This is a genomic window from Synechococcus sp. BA-124 BA4, assembly GCF_034931165.1.
Genome location: NZ_JAYGIA010000097.1, coordinates 1 through 18,640, shown reverse-complemented (window position 1 = coordinate 18,640; position 18,640 = coordinate 1). Strand labels below are relative to the sequence as shown.

Annotated in this window: 21 protein-coding genes; 12 read left to right on the top strand and 9 right to left on the bottom strand. The window is 66.6% G+C overall.

Features of this window, described 5'->3' with window-relative positions; genetic code table 11:
* Positions 1 to 43 precede the first annotated feature (43 nt).
* The 3 genes from VB734_RS12590 to VB734_RS12580 all read left to right on the top strand — a co-directional run bounded on the left by VB734_RS12590 (position 44) and on the right by VB734_RS12580 (position 4,178).
* The gene (locus VB734_RS12590) at positions 44 to 1,360 is read left to right on the top strand and encodes a gluconeogenesis factor YvcK family protein (protein WP_323243433.1); all 1,317 of its coding nucleotides are present in this window, start codon (positions 44 to 46) and stop codon (positions 1,358 to 1,360) included.
* Positions 1,361 to 1,543: 183 nt separating this feature from the next.
* The gene (locus VB734_RS12585; protein WP_323243432.1) at positions 1,544 to 3,037 is read left to right on the top strand and encodes a polysaccharide pyruvyl transferase family protein; all 1,494 of its coding nucleotides are present in this window, start codon (positions 1,544 to 1,546) and stop codon (positions 3,035 to 3,037) included.
* A gap of 40 nt (positions 3,038 to 3,077) precedes the next feature.
* Positions 3,078 to 4,178 (top strand): glycoside hydrolase family 99-like domain-containing protein, encoded by a 1,101-nt coding sequence (locus VB734_RS12580; RefSeq protein WP_323243431.1) that lies wholly within the window; start codon positions 3,078 to 3,080, stop codon positions 4,176 to 4,178.
* 6 nt (positions 4,179 to 4,184) lie between these two features.
* Here VB734_RS12580 and VB734_RS12575 read toward each other — a convergent pair whose 3' ends face one another.
* Genes VB734_RS12575 through ndhC form a run of 3 tightly spaced genes read right to left on the bottom strand, consistent with a single transcriptional unit; the run spans position 4,185 to position 5,914 of the window.
* Positions 4,185 to 4,790, bottom strand: coding sequence for an NAD(P)H-quinone oxidoreductase subunit J (locus tag VB734_RS12575; RefSeq protein WP_323243430.1), 606 nt, complete (start codon positions 4,788 to 4,790; stop codon positions 4,185 to 4,187).
* A complete protein-coding gene (nuoB, locus tag VB734_RS12570) occupies positions 4,783 to 5,538 on the bottom strand; it encodes an NADH-quinone oxidoreductase subunit NuoB (protein WP_323243429.1) in 756 nt (251 codons plus the stop codon). Before nuoB ends, VB734_RS12575 begins: the two co-directional genes overlap by 8 nt.
* Before the next feature lie 13 nt (positions 5,539 to 5,551).
* Positions 5,552 to 5,914: a photosynthetic/respiratory NAD(P)H-quinone oxidoreductase subunit C gene (gene ndhC, locus VB734_RS12565; protein ID WP_015109697.1), complete on the bottom strand. Its 363-nt coding sequence runs from the start codon at positions 5,912 to 5,914 to the stop codon at positions 5,552 to 5,554.
* 143 nt (positions 5,915 to 6,057) lie between these two features.
* On the opposite strand from ndhC, the gene VB734_RS12560 reads away from it, so the two are divergent.
* From VB734_RS12560 to VB734_RS12525, 8 genes are all read left to right on the top strand, one after another.
* Positions 6,058 to 6,468: a rubredoxin gene (locus tag VB734_RS12560; protein WP_323243428.1), complete on the top strand. Its 411-nt coding sequence runs from the start codon at positions 6,058 to 6,060 to the stop codon at positions 6,466 to 6,468.
* Positions 6,468 to 7,508, top strand: a complete 1,041-nt coding sequence (locus VB734_RS12555; RefSeq protein ID WP_323243427.1) for a photosynthesis system II assembly factor Ycf48 — start codon at positions 6,468 to 6,470, stop codon at positions 7,506 to 7,508. Before VB734_RS12560 ends, VB734_RS12555 begins: the two co-directional genes overlap by 1 nt.
* Before the next feature lie 99 nt (positions 7,509 to 7,607).
* On the top strand, positions 7,608 to 7,862 hold the full coding sequence (gene psbE, locus VB734_RS12550; RefSeq protein ID WP_015109700.1) for a cytochrome b559 subunit alpha: 255 nt from the start codon (positions 7,608 to 7,610) through the stop codon (positions 7,860 to 7,862).
* A complete protein-coding gene (psbF, locus tag VB734_RS12545) occupies positions 7,859 to 7,996 on the top strand; it encodes a cytochrome b559 subunit beta (protein WP_015109701.1) in 138 nt (45 codons plus the stop codon). Before psbE ends, psbF begins: the two co-directional genes overlap by 4 nt.
* Positions 7,997 to 8,003: 7 nt before the next feature.
* Positions 8,004 to 8,123, top strand: coding sequence for a photosystem II reaction center protein L (locus tag VB734_RS12540; RefSeq protein WP_015109702.1), 120 nt, complete (start codon positions 8,004 to 8,006; stop codon positions 8,121 to 8,123).
* An 18-nt stretch (positions 8,124 to 8,141) separates the two neighbouring features.
* Positions 8,142 to 8,342 (top strand): photosystem II reaction center protein J, encoded by a 201-nt coding sequence (locus VB734_RS12535; RefSeq protein ID WP_015109703.1) that lies wholly within the window; start codon positions 8,142 to 8,144, stop codon positions 8,340 to 8,342.
* A 173-nt stretch (positions 8,343 to 8,515) separates the two neighbouring features.
* A complete protein-coding gene (locus VB734_RS12530) occupies positions 8,516 to 9,031 on the top strand; it encodes a DUF6473 family protein (protein WP_323243426.1) in 516 nt (171 codons plus the stop codon).
* A gap of 212 nt (positions 9,032 to 9,243) precedes the next feature.
* Positions 9,244 to 9,441 (top strand): hypothetical protein, encoded by a 198-nt coding sequence (locus VB734_RS12525; RefSeq protein WP_323243425.1) that lies wholly within the window; start codon positions 9,244 to 9,246, stop codon positions 9,439 to 9,441.
* Positions 9,442 to 9,455: 14 nt separating this feature from the next.
* On the opposite strand, the gene VB734_RS12520 is transcribed toward VB734_RS12525, so the two are convergent.
* From VB734_RS12520 to VB734_RS12500, 5 genes are all read right to left on the bottom strand, one after another.
* Positions 9,456 to 10,376 (bottom strand): hypothetical protein, encoded by a 921-nt coding sequence (locus tag VB734_RS12520; RefSeq protein WP_323243424.1) that lies wholly within the window; start codon positions 10,374 to 10,376, stop codon positions 9,456 to 9,458.
* Between the two features lie 94 nt (positions 10,377 to 10,470).
* Positions 10,471 to 11,772, bottom strand: a complete 1,302-nt coding sequence (gene hisS / locus VB734_RS12515; protein WP_323243423.1) for a histidine--tRNA ligase — start codon at positions 11,770 to 11,772, stop codon at positions 10,471 to 10,473.
* A 45-nt stretch (positions 11,773 to 11,817) separates the two neighbouring features.
* Positions 11,818 to 12,846 carry an NAD-dependent epimerase gene (locus tag VB734_RS12510; RefSeq protein WP_323243422.1) on the bottom strand — a complete coding sequence of 343 codons (1,029 nt, stop codon included), beginning with the start codon at positions 12,844 to 12,846 and terminating at the stop codon, positions 11,818 to 11,820.
* Complete coding sequence (locus tag VB734_RS12505; RefSeq protein WP_323243421.1) at positions 12,843 to 13,784, bottom strand: UDP-glucuronic acid decarboxylase family protein; 942 nt, start codon at positions 13,782 to 13,784, stop codon at positions 12,843 to 12,845. The genes VB734_RS12510 and VB734_RS12505 overlap by 4 nt, the downstream gene beginning before the upstream one ends.
* Positions 13,785 to 15,197, bottom strand: coding sequence for a nucleotide sugar dehydrogenase (locus tag VB734_RS12500; protein ID WP_323243420.1), 1,413 nt, complete (start codon positions 15,195 to 15,197; stop codon positions 13,785 to 13,787).
* 145 nt (positions 15,198 to 15,342) lie between these two features.
* On the opposite strand from VB734_RS12500, the gene galE reads away from it, so the two are divergent.
* Positions 15,343 to 16,485 carry a UDP-glucose 4-epimerase GalE gene (gene galE / locus VB734_RS12495; RefSeq protein ID WP_323243419.1) on the top strand — a complete coding sequence of 381 codons (1,143 nt, stop codon included), beginning with the start codon at positions 15,343 to 15,345 and terminating at the stop codon, positions 16,483 to 16,485.
* Here galE and VB734_RS12490 read toward each other — a convergent pair.
* Complete coding sequence (locus tag VB734_RS12490; protein WP_323243418.1) at positions 16,460 to 18,415, bottom strand: hypothetical protein; 1,956 nt, start codon at positions 18,413 to 18,415, stop codon at positions 16,460 to 16,462. The two genes, galE and VB734_RS12490, sit on opposite strands and share 26 nt — an antisense overlap.
* Positions 18,416 to 18,640: the final 225 nt, after the last annotated feature.

Here is an 18,640-nt window from a genome sequence, read left to right as displayed (position 1 = left end):
CCCCCGCTGGGTGGGCCGCGGTGACCTGCGTCAGCAGGACCTGATGAGCCGCTCGCGGCGGGCGGCCCGCTGGCTGCAGCCGGGGCTGGTGGTGAAGCGCTGGATGATCACCTCGGGCCTGGGCCTGGTGATCGCCCTGCTGGGGGCGGCGGTGTGGGCCGACCTGCAGCCCATCTACTGGACCCTCGAGACGATCCGCTGGGGCCTGAACCGCATCACCCAGGTGATGCCGCGGGGCATCACCGGCCCGTTGGTGCTCCTGATCGGCGGTGCCCTGATCTGGCTCGGCCAGAGCCGCAGTTTCGGGGCCATCCAGCAGGCCCTGGCCCCGGAGAAGGACACCCTGCTGGTGGATGCCCTGCTGGCCCAGCGGCGGCTGAACCGCGGCCCCACCATCGTGGCCATCGGCGGCGGCACGGGCCTGGCCACCCTGCTGAGCGGCCTGAAGCGTTACAGCAGCAACCTCACCGCGATCGTCACGGTGGCCGACGACGGCGGCAGCAGCGGCGTGCTGCGACGGGAGCTGGGGGTGCAGCCCCCCGGCGACATCCGCAACTGCCTGGCGGCCCTGGCACGGGAGGAACCCCTGCTCACCCGCCTGTTCCAGTACCGCTTCAAGGCCGGCAGCGGCCTGGAGGGCCACAGCTTCGGCAACCTGTTCCTGAGCGCCCTGACGGCCATCACCGGCAGCCTGGAATCGGCGATCATCGCCAGCAGCCGGGTGCTGGCGGTCCAGGGGCAGGTGGTGCCGGCCACCAACGCCGACGTACGCCTCTGGGCGGAACTGGAAAACGGCGAACGGATCGAGGGGGAATCCCAGATCGGGCATGCTCCCTGTCCAATCGTGCGCCTGGGCTGCACCCCGGAGCGGCCGCCGGCCCTGCCGCGGGCCCTGGAGGCGATCGCCAACGCCGAGCTGATCGTGCTGGGGCCAGGGAGCCTCTACACCTCCCTGCTGCCCAACCTGCTGGTGCCGGAACTTGTGAGCGCCATCAGCGCCAGCAAGGCGCCGCGGCTGTACATCTGCAACCTCATGACCCAGCCCGGCGAGACCGACGGCCTGGACGTCGGCGGCCACCTGCGGGCGATCGAAGCCCAGCTGGCGAGCCTGGGGGTGGAGCAGCGCCTGTTCACGGCCGTGCTGGCCCAGGAGGATCTGGACGACTCCAGCCTGCTCGACGTCTACCGGCTGCGGGGGGCCGAACCGGTGACCTGCGAGGCCTCCGACCTGAGGGAGCAGGGCTACGAGGTGATCCTGGCGCCGCTGCAGGGGGCCCGCCCCAGCGCCACCCTGCGGCACGAGCCGCGCAGTGTGGCCAAGGAGGTGATCCGCTTCTACCGGAAGCACAGGAGGGATTGAGGCCGTAAACTCCCGACGCTGCAACAGTGGAATGCCTTCATCGGCTTCGGTGAGCGGATCGAGGTATCAAGGAATGTGGGCATCCAGAGCTCAAGGCTGCGCACCCATCGATCTCCGGTGGACGAACAAGGGATTGGCTCCAAACGCTCCGATAAGGCAAAACCGCTCAAGCGCCGATAGCGAATGAATCCGGACGCCATTCTTTTCGGTGCCTTTGAACGGCACAATTTTGGCGATCTTCTCATGGGATATGCCTTTGAGAAACTACTCAGGCAGAGAGGTATCAACACCATTCATGCCAGCATTCTTGACAACGATCTCACGGCATGTGGCGGCACAAGGGTCCACTCGATCTTCGACTTACTTGCCAACGGACTTGATCCAGACATACCAGTACTGCACGTCGGAGGCGAGACAGCGACCTGCTCCTTCAATGACGCCCTAGCCTGTGACTCTCCGGCACCCCTGCCCTACCATCTCAAGGACATCATCAGCTCCGAAATCCATCAGGAGCTGGGCACGGACCGTCCCTTCCCCTATCTGACACCACCCAAGGAACGCATCAACACAGCATCGAAGCCATGGGAGAACAGACTTTTTTATGGCATCGGCCTCACCCAGCTCTCAGATGACAGAGCAGACAATGAAAGGCTGAGAGCCACCTTGGCAGCGGCCAGAATGATCAGCTTTAGAGATACCCACTCCATAAGAAATGCGAGAAGCTTGGGTATTACGCAAGCCACCTATGCCCCAGACATTGTACTGTCCATCAGCCAATTGATGCCCGTCTCCAAGCCCATTGGACCTAGCAGTCTTCTCATGCATTTTAAAGGTGACTATCTGAGAAGAAACTCCGCTGAGCTGATCCATGCGCTGTCACAGATTGCCCCGCACTTCGAAGGCGGCCTGAAGCTTGGCCTTGCGGGCACTGCCAACTACCACGATTCACTCGACGAGTACTACCGATTCAAGCAACTGGCCGAAGAATCGTCCGTTCCAATAGAAGTTCTGCCTTCGGTTGACATTCTGACCATCTGCCAGCAGATTGCAAGTGCTGCAGCGGTCATATCCACCAGCCTGCACTACCGCATCGTGGCCAGATCTTACGGTGTGCCACGACTGACCATGAACATGCACAAGGTCAACTGCTGGTCAGAAAGCAATGATGCTCTCTACCCGTTCGGAATGGAGCCAGGTCAGCTGCCGGCTTCTCTCCACACCATCATGCGAATGGAAAGGCCTGTTGAGGACAGCGGCCAAACGAAGGATCTGGCCATCATTGATCGCCATTTGGAAGCCATCACAGGGATCATCAGATCTTCTGCTCCCAACTCCGACAGGCCCAAAGTGAGTGAGTCCCCGCCGCAACCCGGGCCACCCTCCCCAGATCTGTGGATCGCCTCAATGGCCCGCTGCCTTGACGACAGAGACTCGTCCATCAGGACGCAGGCTGAAATCATCAAGTTCCAGGACGCTGTGCTTTCCTCGAAGGCACGCTTGCTGGGGCGACTGTTGCGACTTCTGATCGCGTCTGTTCGGCCCCTACGCGCGTCAACGGTCACCAGCTCCAGCCCGGCCAGTCAGCACGTCCCGGGAGGCCCTCAGGGATCAGCGGGTAAGGGTGATCCCCATCACCCCATCGCCCACCAAAAGGCCGTGCATCCGATAGAGCCCTGAAGCACAGACAGACGCCCGATCAGCCAGTCATTCGTTTCTCGTGAATTCAGCCAAAGCCATCGCCTTCTACCTTCCCCAGTATCATCCGATACCGGAGAATGATCAGTGGTGGGGCAAGGGATTCACGGAATGGCGCAACGTGACCAGGGCGCGGCCTCTGTACTCCCGTCACTACCAGCCCCATCTGCCGGCCGATCTGGGCTTCTACGACCTGCGTCTGCCGGAAGTGCGCCAAGCCCAGGCGGAACTGGCCCATGCCTTCGGCCTCCATGGGTTCTGCTACTACCACTACTGGTTCAATGGCCGGCGCGTGCTGCAGCGGCCATTCGAAGACGTGCTGGCCTCAGGGGAGCCTGACTTTCCCTTCTGTCTCTGCTGGGCCAACGAAAACTGGACCCGGCGGTGGGACGGATCGGATGACGAGATTCTTCTCGCGCAGATCTACAGCGAGCAGGACGATCGCGATCACCTGTTGTCCTTGTTAGCGGCCTTCAGGGATCCCCGCTACATCAGGATCGAAGGTAAACCGCTGTTTCTTGTCTACCGCACCAGCGCCCTGCCCCATCTGGCCCGGACGGCAGAGATCTGGCGTTCGATTGCCCATGACCATGGCTTGGGAGATCTCTATCTCGTTTCCGTCGAATCGAAGGAGGAGGAGATCAACAACCCCCAAAACTTCGGCTTCGATGCCGCCGTGGAATTTCAGCCCTGCTGGCCGATGCTGGGCAGGCTTCCCGCCCAGACTCCCAGCCTTCGAGAAAAGATCAAGGGGGTCATCAAGAATGAGTCTCCAGGCAAAAAGATTCACCGGGTTGTCGACTACGAAAAGGTCTGCCAAGCCGCCCTTGCCAGGCCTGTCCCTCCCTATCCCCGTTTTCCCTGTGTCACCCCTTCCTGGGACAACACGGCCCGCCGGCGCTGGGGCGGCATCATCCTCCAGGATGCGACGCCGGAGCGCTATGGCCACTGGCTCAGGCAGACGGTGGAACGCCTCCCTGACTACGGCCTTCCTGAACCGGTCGTGTTCATCAACGCCTGGAACGAGTGGGCCGAAGGCAACCACCTAGAACCCGATCAGCGCTGGGGAACCCGCTACCTAGAGGAAACACTCGCCGCACTCAGCGGCTCAGGCGCTCCATAGAGGCCTTCAATAGGCATCCTGCATCTCATAGAAATCAGGCTGCACGTAATCCTTGCGCAGCGGATAGCCCTTCCAGTCCTCGGGCATCAGCAGGCGCTTGGGATGGGGATGGCCCTCGTAGGCGATGCCGAACATGTCGAAGGTTTCACGCTCCTGCCAGTCCGCGCCGCGGAACAGGCCGTAGAGGCTGGGGATCGACAGGGCGCCGTCCCGGGGCAGGAACACCTTGAGACGCACTTCATCAGGACGAGCCTCAGCCGGCAGGGGGCCGGTGGCTTCGGCCATGGCCGAATACTGCTCCACCATCGAGGCCAGCTTGACCAGGTGATAGAAGCTCACCAAGTGGCCGCCCGGGCCTTCGTCGTAGCCGCCTTGGCACTGGAGGTAGTCGAAACCGGCGGCCTTCAGGGCCGTGGCCACCAACGGCAGGGCTGCAGGCTCCACGCCAAGCAGTTCGACCCCGGAGTGGTCCGGGCCCAGGGTGACCGCATCGAAACCCTGACCGCTCAGCCAGGTGGCCGCGGGGCCGGGGGCGGCGGCCTGCAGGGCTCCGGCCTCCGCGGATTCCGTGGCGTCCGAGGCGCCGGGGGTGACGGGGGACTCCTCAGGCATCGGTAGTGGAAGCGGTGGTGGCTGGGACGGTGGCGGTATCAGCGGCGGCGCCCATCGGCAGACCTGCGGCGGCGGCCAGGGCGGCCTGCTGGGTTTCGGCCCGCAGGTAGGCCCCGGTGACGATCGGGTCGATCCTCTTCATCTGATGGGGGATCGTGCAGTAGCGGTGGGTGGGACGGAGGTTGCCGCGCTCGGTCAGGGCTTCGTTGCCCACCTTCTTGCGCAGCTTGATCACCGCATCGAAGATCGCTTCGGGGCGAGGCGGGCAGCCAGGCAGGTACAGATCGACGGGGATCAGCTTGTCGACCCCGCGCACCGCCGTGGTGGAGTCGGCGGAGAACATGCCACCGGTGATGGTGCAGGCCCCCATGGCGATCACGTACTTGGGCTCCGGCATCTGCTCGTAAAGACGGACCAGGGCGGGCGCCATCTTCATCGTCACCGTGCCGGCCACGATCAGCAGATCGGCCTGGCGAGGGCTGGAGCGGGGCACCAGGCCGAAGCGGTCGAAGTCGAAGCGCGAGCCGATCAGGGCCGCGAATTCGATGAAGCAGCAGGCGGTGCCGTAGAGCAGCGGCCAGAGGCTGCTGAGCCGGGCCCAGTTGTGGAGATCGTCGAGGCTCGTGAGAATGATGTTCTCGGACAGATCGGCGGTGACGCCGGGGGCACCCACGGGGCCGCAGCTGGCCTCACGCAGGTCGCGCAGGGCATCGACGGAAAGGGAGCCGGCAGAAGGTGTGAGGGTCATGGTGGGGAGGTGCTCAGCTCCACTCGAGGGCGCCCTTGCGCCAGGCGTACGCCAGGGCCAGCACCAGGATGGAGATGAAGATCAGTGCCTCGATGAAGGCCAGCAGCCCGAGACGGTGGAAGGCCACCGCCCAGGGATAGAGGAAGACGGTCTCGACATCGAAGATGACGAAGACCAGCGCAAACATGTAGTAGCGGATATTGAACTGGATCCAGGCACCGCCGATCGGCTCCATCCCCGATTCGTAGGTGAGCTGGCGCTCCCCCTGGCGGCTCTTGGGCGCCAGCAGCTTGTTGGCCACCAGCGCCAGCACCGGGACCGCCGCCGAAATCAGCAGGAAGCCCAGAAAGGCGTCGTAGCCGGAGAGCACGAACATCGGCAGACCCAACCTGGCGCGCATTCTGCCACCTGCCTCCGGGGGCGGCGGTCGCCGCGACGACCGGCCTGGCCGGCCGGGCGGAGATCCCGCGGGGCCCGGGGTCGCCGTCGATAGAGTTGCCAGGTATGGCCAGGCATGGGATGAGCACCGAACCGCCGACGGAGACACCCACCGAAGAGGTCCCGACCGGACCCGCCGGGACGGTCAGCGAGGCGGTCGAACCCATCGCCGAGGATCCCTCCACCCACCGTTTCGAGTGCCGCAGCTGCGGTTTCGTCTACGACCCGGCCGAGGGAGTGAAGAAGCTGGGCATCCCCGCCGGCACCTCCTTTCTCGACCTCGACCCGGTCGGCTTCCGCTGTCCGGTCTGCCGCAGCCGGGTGGGGGCCTTCAAGGACATCGGCCCGCGCAACAAGCCCAGTGGCTTCGAGGAGAACCTCAACTTCGGCCTCGGGGTGAACCGCCTCACCCCCGGCCAGAAGAACGTGCTGATCTTCGGGGGCTTCGCCCTGGCCTTCGCTTTCTTCCTCTCCCTTTATTCCCTGCGTTGATGCCTGCGCCCCTTCCCGCCCTGCCGGCCGTCCTGCGCCGGCTGCGTCCCCTGCTCAGCCTGGCGTTCTCGCTCGTGCTGGCCCTGGGCCTCACGGGCTGCGTCACCACCGGACTGCCCACAGCCGCCGCCAGCCCCTGGCAGGCCGTCCCCCTCGACACCCGCTCCAACCCCCTCGACGTGGCCTTCAGCAGCGCCGACCACGGGTTCCTGGTGGGCAGCAACCGGCTGATCATGGAGACGGACGACGGCGGCGCCAGCTGGCAGGAGCGGGCCCTCGACCTGCCGGAGGAGGAGAACTTCCGGCTGATCAGCATCGACTTCCGCGGCCCGGAGGGCTGGATCGTGGGGCAGCCCGGGCTGCTGCTGCACAGCGACGATGCCGGCAAGAGCTGGAGCCGGCTGCTGCTGGACACCAAGCTGCCCGGTGAGCCCTATCTGGTCACGGCCCTGGGACCGAAGACCGCCGAGCTGGCCACCAACGTCGGCGCCGTGTACCGCACCACCGATGCCGGCTCCAGCTGGCAGGCCCTGGTGGGTGATGCCGCCGGCGCCATCCGTGACCTGCGCCGCGGCGCCGACGGCGACTACGTGAGCGTCAGCAGCCTGGGCAACTTCTTCGCCACCTGGGAACCTGGCCTGCCCGCCTGGCAGGTGCACCAGCGGGTGAGCAGCCAGCGGCTGCAGTCGATGGGCTTCCAGCCCGACGGCCACCTCTGGATGGTGGCCCGGGGCGCCCAGCTGCGCTTCGACGGGGACCCGAGCACCGCCGAGAGCACCGAAAGCGGCGACTGGAGCAAGCCCGTGATCCCGATCACCAACGGCTACGGCTACCTCGACATGGCCTGGGACCCCCGGGGCGCCATCTGGGCCGGCGGCGGCAACGGCACCCTTCTGGTGAGCAACGATGCCGGCGCCAGCTGGCAGCGGGATCCGGTGGGCAGCGAGCAGCCCACCAACTTCTCCCGGATCGTCTTTGCCGCCGATGGCAAGGGCTTCGTCCTGGGGGAGCGGGGTGTGCTGCTGCGCTGGGTGGGCTGAGCGCGGGGGGCAACCGCATCCCTCTGTAACCAACCCCCCGACCCGCTCCCGCCAGCCGCTGGCCGACCCCTAGGATTGCCGGGCTGAACGCTTGTTGCTATGGCTGCCGGCTCCACAGGGGAACGCCCGTTCTTCGAGATCATCACAAGCATCCGCTACTGGGTCATCCATGCGGTGACCCTGCCGGCCATCTTCCTGGCGGGCTTCCTGTTCGTGTCGACCGGCCTGGCCTACGACGCCTTCGGCACGCCCCGTCCGGATGCCTACTTCCAGGCCCAGGAAACCAAGGCTCCAGTCGTGAGCCAGCGTTACGAGGGCAAGAGCAGCCTTGATCTGCGCCTCCAGGAACCATGACCCAGTCCACCGCCCCCACCACGCCGCGCAATTACCCGATCTTCACGGTGCGCTGGCTTTCCGTCCACGCCCTCGGCATCCCCACGGTCTTCTTCCTGGGTGCCCTGGCGGCCATGCAGTTCGTCCGTCGCTGAGACATCCATGCAGCGCAATCCCAACCCCAACAACCTGCCGGTCGAGCTGAACCGCACGAGCCTCTATCTCGGGCTGCTGTTCGTGTTCGTCATCGGCATCCTCTTCTCCAGCTACTTCTTCAACTGATCGGGAGGCACCCCATCCATGAGCGGCAAGAAATCCTCACTTCCTGACGGCCGGATCCCCGACCGCCTTCCGGACGGCCGTCCGGCCGTGGCCTGGAAGAGCCGGTGGACCGAAGGGGTCCTGCCGCTCTGGATGGTCGCCACCGCCGGCGGCATGGCTGTGATCTTCGTGGTCGGCCTGTTCTTCTACGGCTCCTACGTGGGTGTGGGTTCGGCCTGATTCGATTCCGTCGAGCCCCATCCCATCGACTCTTGCAGCGGATCCCAACGGATCCGCTTTTTTTTGCAACCTTCCAAAGCGAGCGACGGATAGCCGAGGCCGGTTCACAGAGCCCTGCCGTGCCGGGCCTCAGACCTAAACTTCAGACAGGACGCGCGGCATTGCGTGATGGTATGGGCAAGTTCTACCAGGCCCGGGACAGGGAATTCATCGATTATCAGCTGTATGAGCTGGATGGGCTCACCTTAAGGGGCCCTCGGTGCAGCGGCTCCGACTTCATCGCCTACCTTGGGGCGGCCCAGACCTTCGGCACGTACTGCACAGAGCCTTTCCCCACCCTCGTCGGCAGAGCGCTGGGCATCGGCACCATGAATCTCGGCCGAGGCGGAGCGGGACCCGACTACTATCTCACCTCCCAGGACTCGCAGACGCTGCTGGGTATCGCCAACCGGGCACGATTGGTCGTTGTCCAGGTCATGTCGGGAAGAAGCATCAACAATTCCGTCTTTTTCTGCGGTACAGGTGCATCAAAAGGCCATCGGCTTCCGGATGGCCTGCCAATGAGATCCGAGCAGGTCTGGAGCGATCTATTCCTTGGGGAAGATCGACGCGGGGATGATCCCGGCTTCCTACGGAAGCTCATCGAAGAAAATTCCAGGGCGTATGTAGAGAAAAGGTTCAACTCCTGAACAGGCTCACAGCCCCAAAGATCCTCTTCTGGTTTTCCGAACGCGCTCCGGATGACTATCGGCTTCCCAGCCAGCAACGGCTGGAAGAGCTGCGGTTTTCCCGCACCATACCGGGCCGCCTCTCTGCCAAGGTCCTCTACAAGCTGGGACTCTGGGACCGCAGGCCAAAACCCTCGCTTCTCGGCAAGTTTCCCCATCTCGTCACGGAACCGATGCTGGAGATGATCCGCCCCTTTGCCGATGCCTTCGTGGCCTGCAGCGGCCAGGAAGGCATGCCACAGCCTTTGGTGAACTCCAAAGGCGTCATCGTGGACTACAACCGCTACTACCCATCGCCCGAAATGCATCAACAGGCGGCAGAAAAGCTGGTTCCCACCTGCAAGGCGATGCTGGAGTCGCGCTCAGGCTGATGGTGGTACCGCCGTCATTGCCATGGAACGAAGCGATCACCGAAGAGTTCGATCATCTGTTGGTGGTTTTCCACGAATTCGGAGATATCCTCGGAATGAACCTTTTGAAAGTCAGCGCCCTCTGCAACGACCCTGCGAAGATCGGCCTCGGGGACATCCAGCCGAATCAACCGACAGATACGCGCCAGCATCTCGTACTCACTCGCCAAGAAGTCCTCGTAGCAGATGGGATGGACCTCCAGTCCCGCCCTCAGGAGTTCCTGCATAAGTTCCCGCTTTCGTTCATGGATGGCTTCGCAGCCGGCAACGATGGCCTTGAAACGCTCAGGCTCAACATAAATCTTTCCAATATCGCACCTCTGCAGTTCACCTTTCGCCAGCTTGAACTGCAGATGGCCAGGCTTGCCCGTCCCATCACCATGGTACTTGGAGAGGGCCCATCGAAAAACGTCCTGCCGCACAGCCAGGAAGACAACGGGATGACTCCGCTTCAACATATTGATCATCAACTTCTTGTAGTCCCTGAGGTTGATTCTCAGAGAAAGATCTTGCAGCTTCCTGGTGAACCGCGGCAGGACTTTGCTCAGGACACGATGCAGTCGTGGAAGGCGATCGGGATACCACGGCAGTGTCAAGACCCTGAATCGCATCTTGAGGCCCGTCACTCCCTGCGCGCTGATCCCGATCAGACGGCCCTTGGCTGTTCGGCCATAGCGCGTCTGGATGGCCTCAGGATCGACAGGTCGCGAGCCCAGAAGGCCATCCAGACAGAATTTCAGATCAGCCTTGGCCATCCGTCCACAGGAGTGGAGATCAAAGGGTTCAGCGCTGGTGCGTCCATCACCCCGGTCCATCCTGAGGATCGTGATCCCAGGGAGCTTGTCGAGCAGCGACATCAAGGCCGTTGTGCCCTCCTTCTCATCAAAGAAGATCACGAAATTGGCCGGTCCCCTACGCATCGATCACCATCGCTCGCCAAGCCATCCTTTCAGCGATCTCAGCCTGTCATGCCATCCGATGGCGGTCGGTTCAGCCCTGGCGCCGCAGCTCCTCGATCGGCAGCGCCAGAAACGCCTCCCGGCTCAGCACCCGATCCCCTGATCCAGCCTCGACATCGAGGGGCAGCAGCCGCACCTGGCCGGCCCCGGCCTCCTCGTCGCCCAGCAGAAGGGCCCAGCGGGCGCCGCTGCGGCGGGCCCGTTTGAGCTGCTTATCGAAGCCGGCGCCGCTGAGATCCAGCTGCACCGCCAGCGGTGCCCCGGGGCGCTGGCGGCAAGACCGGGCGAGCTCCAGGGCGCAGGCCTCGCCCAGGGCCCCCCGGTTGACCACGTAGACGTCGGGTTGGGCGGCCGTCACGGGAGCCTGGGTGCCCGCCTCCATGGCCTGGCTGAGCAGCAGCACCAGCCGCTCCATGCCCAGGGCCCAGCCAATGGCGGGGGTGGGGGGGCCGCCCAGCTGCTCCACCAGGCCGTCGTAGCGCCCGCCGCCGCACACGGTCGCCTGGGCCCCCAGCTGGCTGCTGGTGATCTCGAAGGCGGTGTGGCCGTAGTAGTCGAGGCCCCGCACCAGGCGCGGGTTGAGCTCGAACGGGATGGCGAGGGCCTCCAGACCCTGCCGCACCCTTAGAAAGCGTTCATGGCTCTCGCCGCTGAGGGCATCGGCCAGGGTGGGGGCTCCGGCCAGCAGGGCCTGGGTGTCGGGGTTCTTGGAATCGAGCACCCGCAGGGGGTTGGTGGCGATCCGCTGCTGCGAATCGGGATCCAGACGCTGCCGATGGGCCTCCAGCCAGGCCACCAGTTCGGCCCGATAGCGCTCCCGGTCCTCGGGGCTGCCGAGGGAGTTGAGCTCCAGGGACAGGCCACCCACCCCCAGATCCATCAGCAGATCCCAGGCGATGGCGATGGCCTCGACGTCGCTGCGGGGATCAGCGTGGCCGAGGAACTCCAGGCCGATCTGGTGGAACTGCCGCTGCCGGCCGGCCTGGGGCCGCTCGTAGCGGAACATCGGCCCGCCGTACCAGAGCCGCTGGGGTCCCTGGGCCACCAGGCCATGCTGGATCGCGGCCCGCACCACCGAGGCGGTGCCCTCGGGCCGCAGGGTGCAGCGGCGGGCGCCGCGGTCCTCGAAGCTGTACATCTCCTTGCCCACCACGTCGGTGGCCTCGCCGATGCCCCGGGCGAACAGCTCGGTCACCTCGAGCAGGGGCGTGCGGATCTCCTCGACGGCGGCCCGGCGGAAGTGCTCCCTGGCGGTGGCTTCGATCCGCTGCCAGAAGGGGGTCTGACCGGGCAGCAGGTCGACCATGCCCCGCAGGCTCTGGAGCGGTTTCAAGACGGTGCGGATCGGCAGCGAACCATTGTGCCCGAAGGGCTCGGCTCAGACGCCGTGGAAGGCGCGGTACCAGGCGGCGAAGCGCCCGATCCCGGACTCGATCGCCGTGGAGGGACGGAACCCCACCCAGGACTCCAGGGCGGTGGTGTCGGCGGCGGTGGCCGGCACGTCCCCGGGCTGCATGGGCTGCAGATCCCGGATCGCCGGACGTCCGAGGGCCTGCTCGAGCAGCTCGATAAACCGCAGCAGGGCCACGGGCCGGGCATTGCCGATGTTGAAGACCCGGTGGGGGGCGGCGGCGGTGGCCGGGTCGGGGTGCAGCGGATCGAAGGCGGGATCGGCTGTGGCGGGCTTGTCGAGGCAGCGGATCACCCCCTCGACGATGTCGTCGATGTAGGTGAAATCCCGCTCCATGCGGCCCTGGTTGAACACCCGGATCGGATCGCCGGCCAGGATCGCGCGGGCGAACAGCATCGGTGCCATGTCGGGCCGCCCCCAGGGGCCGTAGACGGTGAAGAAGCGCAGGCCGGTGGCCGGCAGGCCGTAGAGATGGCTGTAGGTGTGGGCCATCAGCTCATTGGCCTTCTTGGTAGCCGCATAAAGGCTCACCGGGTGGTTCACCGGGTCCCGCTCCCGGAAGGGCATGTGGCGGTTGCCCCCGTAGATCGAGCTGCTGGAGGCATACACCAGGTGCTCCACACCCGCGTGGCGACAGCCTTCGAGCACCGTGCCGAACCCCACCAGATTGCTCTGGATGTAAAGCGCCGGGTTGTCGATCGAATGCCGCACCCCGGCCTGGGCGGCCAGGTGCAGCACCCGGGCGGGACGCTCGGCGGCGAACAGGGCCGCCACCGCATCGGCGTCCACCAGATCGAGGCGATGGAAGGCGAAGGCCCCGGCCGGCGCCAGGGCCTCCAGCCGCTCCAACCGGGCCCGCTTCAGGGCCGGGTCGTAGTAGGTGTTGAGATTGTCGAGCCCGACCACCCGCTCGCCCCGGGCCAGCAGGCGCTCGGCCGCCGCCGCGCCGATGAAGCCGGCGACACCGGTGACGAGGATCGGCCCCCTCGCCGTCAACGGCCCGCCCGCATCCGTTCCCGGAAGTAGGCGATGGTGGGCTCGAGACCCTCGTCCAGGCTCACCTTCGGCTCCCAGCCGAGCAGCTCGCGGGCCAGGTCGATCACGGGCTGGCGCTGCAGGGGATCGTCCTGGGGCAGGGGCTGGGTGGTGAGCTCCAGGGAGGGCTGGATCCGCTCCCGGACCTTCTCGGCCAGCTGGCGGATGGTGAACTCGCCGGGGTTGCCGATGTTGATCGGGCCGGTGTGCTCGCCGTTCATCAGCCGGATCATGCCCTCGATCAGGTCCTCCACGTAGCAGAAGGAGCGGGTCTGGCTGCCGTCGCCGTAGAGGGTGAGGGGCAGATCCTGCAGGGCCTGGACGATGAAGTTGCTCACCACCCGGCCATCGTCGGGGAGCATGCGGGGCCCATAGGTGTTGAAGATGCGCATCACCCGGATCTCAGTGCCGTGCATGCGCTGGTAGTCGAAGCAGAGCGTCTCGGCGATCCGCTTGCCTTCGTCGTAGCAGGAGCGGATGCCGATGGTGTTGACGCAGCCCCGGTAGCTCTCGGGCTGGGGATGGACCTCCGGATCGCCGTAGACCTCGCTGGTGCTGGCCAGCAGCAGCCGGGCGCCGACGCGCCGCGCCAGGCCGAGCATGTTGTAGGTGCCGAGGAAGCTGGTCTTGGCGGTCTTGATCGGGTTCGACTGGTAATGGACCGGCGAGGCCGGGCAGGCCAGATGCCAGATGCGGTCGATCTCCAGGCGGATCGGCTCGGTGACGTCGTGGCGGATCAGCTCAAAGCTGGGGTGACCCAGCCAGTGGCGGATGTTGTCCTTGCGACCGGTGTAGAAGTTGTCGAGGCAGATCACCTCCTCACCGGCCTCCATCAGCCGGTCGACCAGATGGGAACCCAGGAAGCCGGCCCCGCCCGTGATCAGATTGCGCCGTGTCACTCAGCCCTCGCCCACCCGCCAGACGTTAAGACCCGCCGCCCGGGCGGCAGCGGCATCGGCGATGGCCCTGGCGTCGAACAGCCAGGCCGGGCGGCGCATCTGGGCCGCGATCGCCCCCCAGTCGAGCCGGGCGTAGTCGCGCCATTCGGTGAGGATCAGGATGGCATCGGTGCCGGCGGCCGCCTCCAGGGGCGATCCAGCGGTCTGCCAGCCGCCGTCGGCCGTGGAAGGGGGCTGGCCGAGATCCTCGGCGATCTGGGCGGGGGACACCTTGGGATCCACGATCACCAGGCGGGCCCCCTCCTCGATCAGGTCCAGGCAGATGCGGATGGCGGGGGCCTCCCGGGTGTCGTTCGTGTCCGCCTTGAAGGCGAAGCCCAGCACGGCGATCCGCTTGCCGGTGACGGTGCCGAACAGGCGTTGCACCACCAGCCGGGCGATGCGGTCCTGCTGCCAGGTGTTGAGGGTCACCACCTGCTCCCAGTAGCCCGCCACCTCCTCCAGCCCGTAGTGGCGGCAGAGGTACACCAGGTTGAGGATGTCCTTCTGGAAGCAGCTGCCGCCGAAACCGGGTCCGGCCTGCAGGAACCTGGCGCCGATCCTCGAATCGGTGCCGATGGCGCGGCCCACCTCGCGCACATCCGCGCCGGTGGCCTCACACAGGGCAGCGATGCTGTTGATCGAGGAGATCCTCTGGGCCAGATAGGCGTTGGCGGTGAGCTTGGAGAGCTCACTGCTCCAGAGATTGGTGCGCAGGATCCGATCCTGGGGCACCCAGGTGCCGTAGATCCCGGCCAGGGATTCGATCGCCGCAGGGTCCTCGCCGCCGATCAGCACCCTGTCGGGGGCTTCAAGGTCGGCGATCGCCGTGCCCTCGGCCAGGAACTCGGGATTGGAGAGCACGGCGAAGGTCTTGGCTTTCCTGCGATCGCCCTCCGGGCGGTTCTGCTGGGCGGCCCCCAGGATCGCCTTCACCGTCTCGGCGGTGCGCACCGGCAGGGTGCTCTTCTCCACCACGATCGTGTGGCCGCGGGCGGAGGCGGCCACCTGGCGGGCCGAGGCCTCGATCCAGCGCAGGTCACTGGCCTGGCCGGCCCCCACGCCCTTGGTCTTGGTGGGGGTGTTCACCGACAGGAACACCATGTCGGCCGCGGCGATGGCCGCATCCACCTCGGTGGTGAAGTGGAGGTTGCGCCCCCTGGCCCGGCCCACCACCGCATCCAGACCGGGTTCGTAGACCGGCAGCCGGCCCAGATCCGCGTCATTCCAGGCGGCGATCCGCTCGGCATTGAGGTCGACCACCGTGACCTGAATCCCGGGGCAGCGATCGGCGATCACCGCCATCGTCGGCCCCCCTACATATCCCGCTCCGATGCAACAGATGGTGCGAATCGGCGGATGGGCCGGGTCCATGGGGGATGCCAATGCTGCGGGGACATTACCGCCATTGCCTGGCTTTGGTCGTCGGCATGGCCGGGCGATGGCGGTGGCAGTGGCGGGCGGTGGCGGAGGTTAAGGACAGGTAAGTTGAGGGTGACCGCCTGACGGGGGCCGTTCCTTGACCCAGGTGCTGCTCACGGGTGGAGCCGGATTCATCGGCAGTCACACCTGTCTGGCGCTGCTGGAGTCCGGCCACCGGGTGGTGGTCATCGACGACTTCAGCAACGGCAGTCCCGAAGCCCTGCGCCGCGTCAGCGAACTGGCCGGGCTGGGGGGCTGGCGGCAGCTGTCCCCGGAGCGCTGGGCCGCAGGAGACGGGGGCCCGGCCCGGTTCACCCTGCTGAAGGGGGATGTGCGTTGCCCCCTTGACCTCGACCGGGCCTTCGGCGAGGGGGAGGAGATGGGCGGCGGCGGCATCTCCGCCGTGCTCCACTTCGCCGGCCTCAAGGCGGTGGGGGAGTCGATGGGCCAGCCCCTGCGCTACTGGGACGTGAACGTCGTCGGTGCCGTCCGGCTGCTGGAGGCCATGGACCGCCACCGCTGCCGGACGCTCGTCTTCAGCAGCAGCGCCACCCTCTACGGCCTCACCGACCGGGTGCCGATTCCGGAGACAGCGCCGCTGCAGCCGATCAATCCCTACGGCTACACCAAGGCCGCGGTGGAACGCATGCTGGCCGATGTGGCCGCCAGCGCTCCCGGCTGGCGCATCGCCCTGCTGCGCTATTTCAATCCGGTGGGGGCCCACCCCAGCGGGCGCATCGGCGAGGACCCCAGCGGCCCCCCCAACAACCTCTTCCCCTTCCTCTGCCAGGTGGCGGCAGGGCGCCGCCGGCGGCTGGAGGTGTTCGGTGGCGACTGGCCCACTCCCGACGGCACCGGCGTCCGCGACTATCTGCACGTGATGGATCTCGTCGAGGGCCATCGTCGTGCTCTCGAGGTGCTCCAGGCGGAGGCTCCCCAGCTGCTCACCCTCAATCTCGGCAGCGGTCGTGGCCAATCGGTGCTCGATCTGGTGCGCAGCTTCGAAGCCACCAACGGCCTCACCCTCCCCTACGCGGTGGTGGATCGGCGGCCGGGGGATTCCGCCATCAGCGTCGCCGATCCCCGCGAGGCGGAGCGGCGCATGGGCTGGCGGACCCGGCGCTCCCTGGCGGACATCTGCCGCGATGGCTGGGCCTGGCAGAGCGCCAATCCGGTGGGCTACCGCGGCTGCGAGTGCCGGCCAGGCCCGGCTCTCATTGAGGCGCAGCGGGTGTTCTGAGGTACACCCGCATTCCGTGCTCGTGCCGCTCCAGCTGAAAACCCACCCGGGCGAGCTGCTCCGTGGAGATGCGGTTGAGGGAGAGATCCCCGTAGCGGCTGAGCAGATCCGGCTGCCAGTGGTTGCTGGCCCGGGCGATCCGGCTCTCGTAGGGCACGTAGGCATCCCTGAGCACGATCACATCAACCCCGCGCTCGTCGAGCCAGGCCCGCAGCGCGGCGGTGGAGTTCAGGGCGCTCAGCAGCCCCGGATACTGGCCCGTCTCCACCGACGAAGCCGCCAGCTTGGTGATGTCCCTGGCGGCCAACGGAGCCAGGCACTGGCGCGTGCCCAGCACCGCGCCGACATAGGGATCGCTCAGCAGGGTCCGGCCCTGCAGCCGAGGTTGTTGCTCGCACAGCTCCCGCAGGGGCCCGAGGATCGGTTCGATGGTGGTGCCATCCGCCGGCCGCACCTCCTCCAGGGGGGTGAGCAGATGGGGAACCTTGCAAACGAACACATTGGATCGCCCCTGCAGTCCGATCGGAACCGCCAGCACGGCGATCAGGGAGACCAGCATCGCGACCAGGATCCCCCGTTGCAGGGACCATCCCCCGGCGCTGTGGGGCCGCCCCGAGCGTTCGAGGGCCTGGGCCATCGCCGGGATGCTGATCCAGAACAGGCTGGTCCAGACCAGCCGGTAGGCGCTGTCCGGCTCGATCAGCTTGAAGACCAGATCATTGATGAAGGGAGCCCACCACTCCAGCAGCACCAGCGGCGCCAGCAGCGCCAGGGCCAGCACGGCGCCAGGGGGACGGCACTGGCCCCTCCAGGCCACGGCACAGACCAGCGACAGCCCCAGCGCCGCCAGAAACGCCGGCTCCCAGGTCGCCACCGGCAGGCTGGGCCAGAAGTAGAAGAAACGGTGGCCCAGAAGCCGGTAGTCGTGGACGAAGCGCATCGTCTCCGGCCAGGCGTAGAAGGATTCGAGCCTTGGGTGCCAGGGCAGGCGCTGGAGGGCCGCGAGCAGGAGTCCGGCGGCGGCGGCGGCGGCCAGCAGGCGTCGCCGTGAGGGCCAGAGGACCAGGCAGGCGGCCGTGGTGCCCACCAGCAGGTTGACCGTCAGGAAAGCGGTCACCCCATGGGCGTGATAGGCGAGATAGGCGGCCCCCAGGAGCAGCCCCATCGCCGCAGCCACGGAGCGGGCACCGGGCCAGTGCGGCCGCTGCAGCAACCCCAGCAGCGGCGTGGCGGCGGCCAGCACCAGGGCCAGCCCGGGCAAGGTGCCGTTGAGGGCGATCTGGTGGAAGAAGGAGAAGTTCTGATGCCCCATGCCCAGCAGGAACAGCAGGGCCGTGAGCCAACCGAAGGCCACCCGACCGCTGAGGCGCAGGCTGAGCTGGCAGCTGGCGGCCAGCACCAGGAAGGTGTTCAGTGCCGCCAGCAGGCTGGCCCGCCCCGGGGCCAGGGCCTCGGGGAAGCCGAACAGATAGCTGGCTGCGGTGAAGAACCAGTTGGCCGGCGAGCGGTAGCGCAACGGGTCGAGGCGCACCGTGTCGAGCAGATCGCTGCCGAAGTAGGTCGCGTAGTAGACGAAGCCATCGGAGGGGAACTCCATGACCACCCCCCGCAGACCGAGCGCCAGCGCACAGATCAGGGCGGGAGCCAGCACCGCCAGCAACGGGCGGACCAGGGCCGGGTCGGTCAGCCGCCGGCACCAGCGGCGCGGCCGGATGGCCAGGGTCGCCGCCACCAGGAGCAGGTCGAGGACGACCAGCAGGCCGTAGGACTGGCGCAGCGTGGGCCCCGCCGGCAACAGCGACAGCCAGCCGATGGCGGCCCAGGAGCCAATGCCAAGGACCAGCATCTGCCAGCAGGGACGTCGCCAGCGCCATCCCCACAGCAGCGGTGCTGCGACGGCCAGCAGCAGCGGGAGAAAGGGTTCGCTCAACGCTGTCATTCGGCGCAGGGGAAGCCGATGCCCGGTGACCCTAGGGGACCTGTCGGGCCCGCCATTCGCGGCGACGGCTCAGAGCCGTTCGCCCCGCAGCCGCTCCCCCCGGAGCTCCCGCAGGCGCTCCCCCAGGGCCGGTCCAGGCCGCAGGCCCGCGGCGATCAGCTCGGACGCCGACACCGGGGAGGGGAGGTGGCGCCAGCGGCACCACCAGCGCAGCAG

Bases quoted from the DNA above. Each gene is read 5' to 3' on its own strand.
- VB734_RS12590 (WP_323243433.1), top strand. From the start codon at position 44: ATGAGCCGCTCGCGGCGGGCGGCCCGCTGGCTGCAGCCGGGGCTGGTG.
- VB734_RS12585 (WP_323243432.1), top strand. From the start codon at position 1,544: ATGAATCCGGACGCCATTCTTTTCGGTGCCTTTGAACGGCACAATTTT.
- VB734_RS12575 (WP_323243430.1), bottom strand. From the start codon at position 4,790: ATGCCTGAGGAGTCCCCCGTCACCCCCGGCGCCTCGGACGCCACGGAA.
- nuoB (WP_323243429.1), bottom strand. From the start codon at position 5,538: ATGACCCTCACACCTTCTGCCGGCTCCCTTTCCGTCGATGCCCTGCGC.
- ndhC (WP_015109697.1), bottom strand. From the start codon at position 5,914: ATGTTCGTGCTCTCCGGCTACGACGCCTTTCTGGGCTTCCTGCTGATT.
- VB734_RS12560 (WP_323243428.1), top strand. From the start codon at position 6,058: ATGAGCACCGAACCGCCGACGGAGACACCCACCGAAGAGGTCCCGACC.
- VB734_RS12555 (WP_323243427.1), top strand. From the start codon at position 6,468: ATGCCTGCGCCCCTTCCCGCCCTGCCGGCCGTCCTGCGCCGGCTGCGT.
- psbE (WP_015109700.1), top strand. From the start codon at position 7,608: ATGGCTGCCGGCTCCACAGGGGAACGCCCGTTCTTCGAGATCATCACA.
- psbF (WP_015109701.1), top strand. From the start codon at position 7,859: ATGACCCAGTCCACCGCCCCCACCACGCCGCGCAATTACCCGATCTTC.
- VB734_RS12540 (WP_015109702.1), top strand. From the start codon at position 8,004: ATGCAGCGCAATCCCAACCCCAACAACCTGCCGGTCGAGCTGAACCGC.
- VB734_RS12535 (WP_015109703.1), top strand. From the start codon at position 8,142: ATGAGCGGCAAGAAATCCTCACTTCCTGACGGCCGGATCCCCGACCGC.
- VB734_RS12530 (WP_323243426.1), top strand. From the start codon at position 8,516: ATGGGCAAGTTCTACCAGGCCCGGGACAGGGAATTCATCGATTATCAG.
- VB734_RS12525 (WP_323243425.1), top strand. From the start codon at position 9,244: ATGCTGGAGATGATCCGCCCCTTTGCCGATGCCTTCGTGGCCTGCAGC.
- VB734_RS12500 (WP_323243420.1), bottom strand. From the start codon at position 15,197: ATGGACCCGGCCCATCCGCCGATTCGCACCATCTGTTGCATCGGAGCG.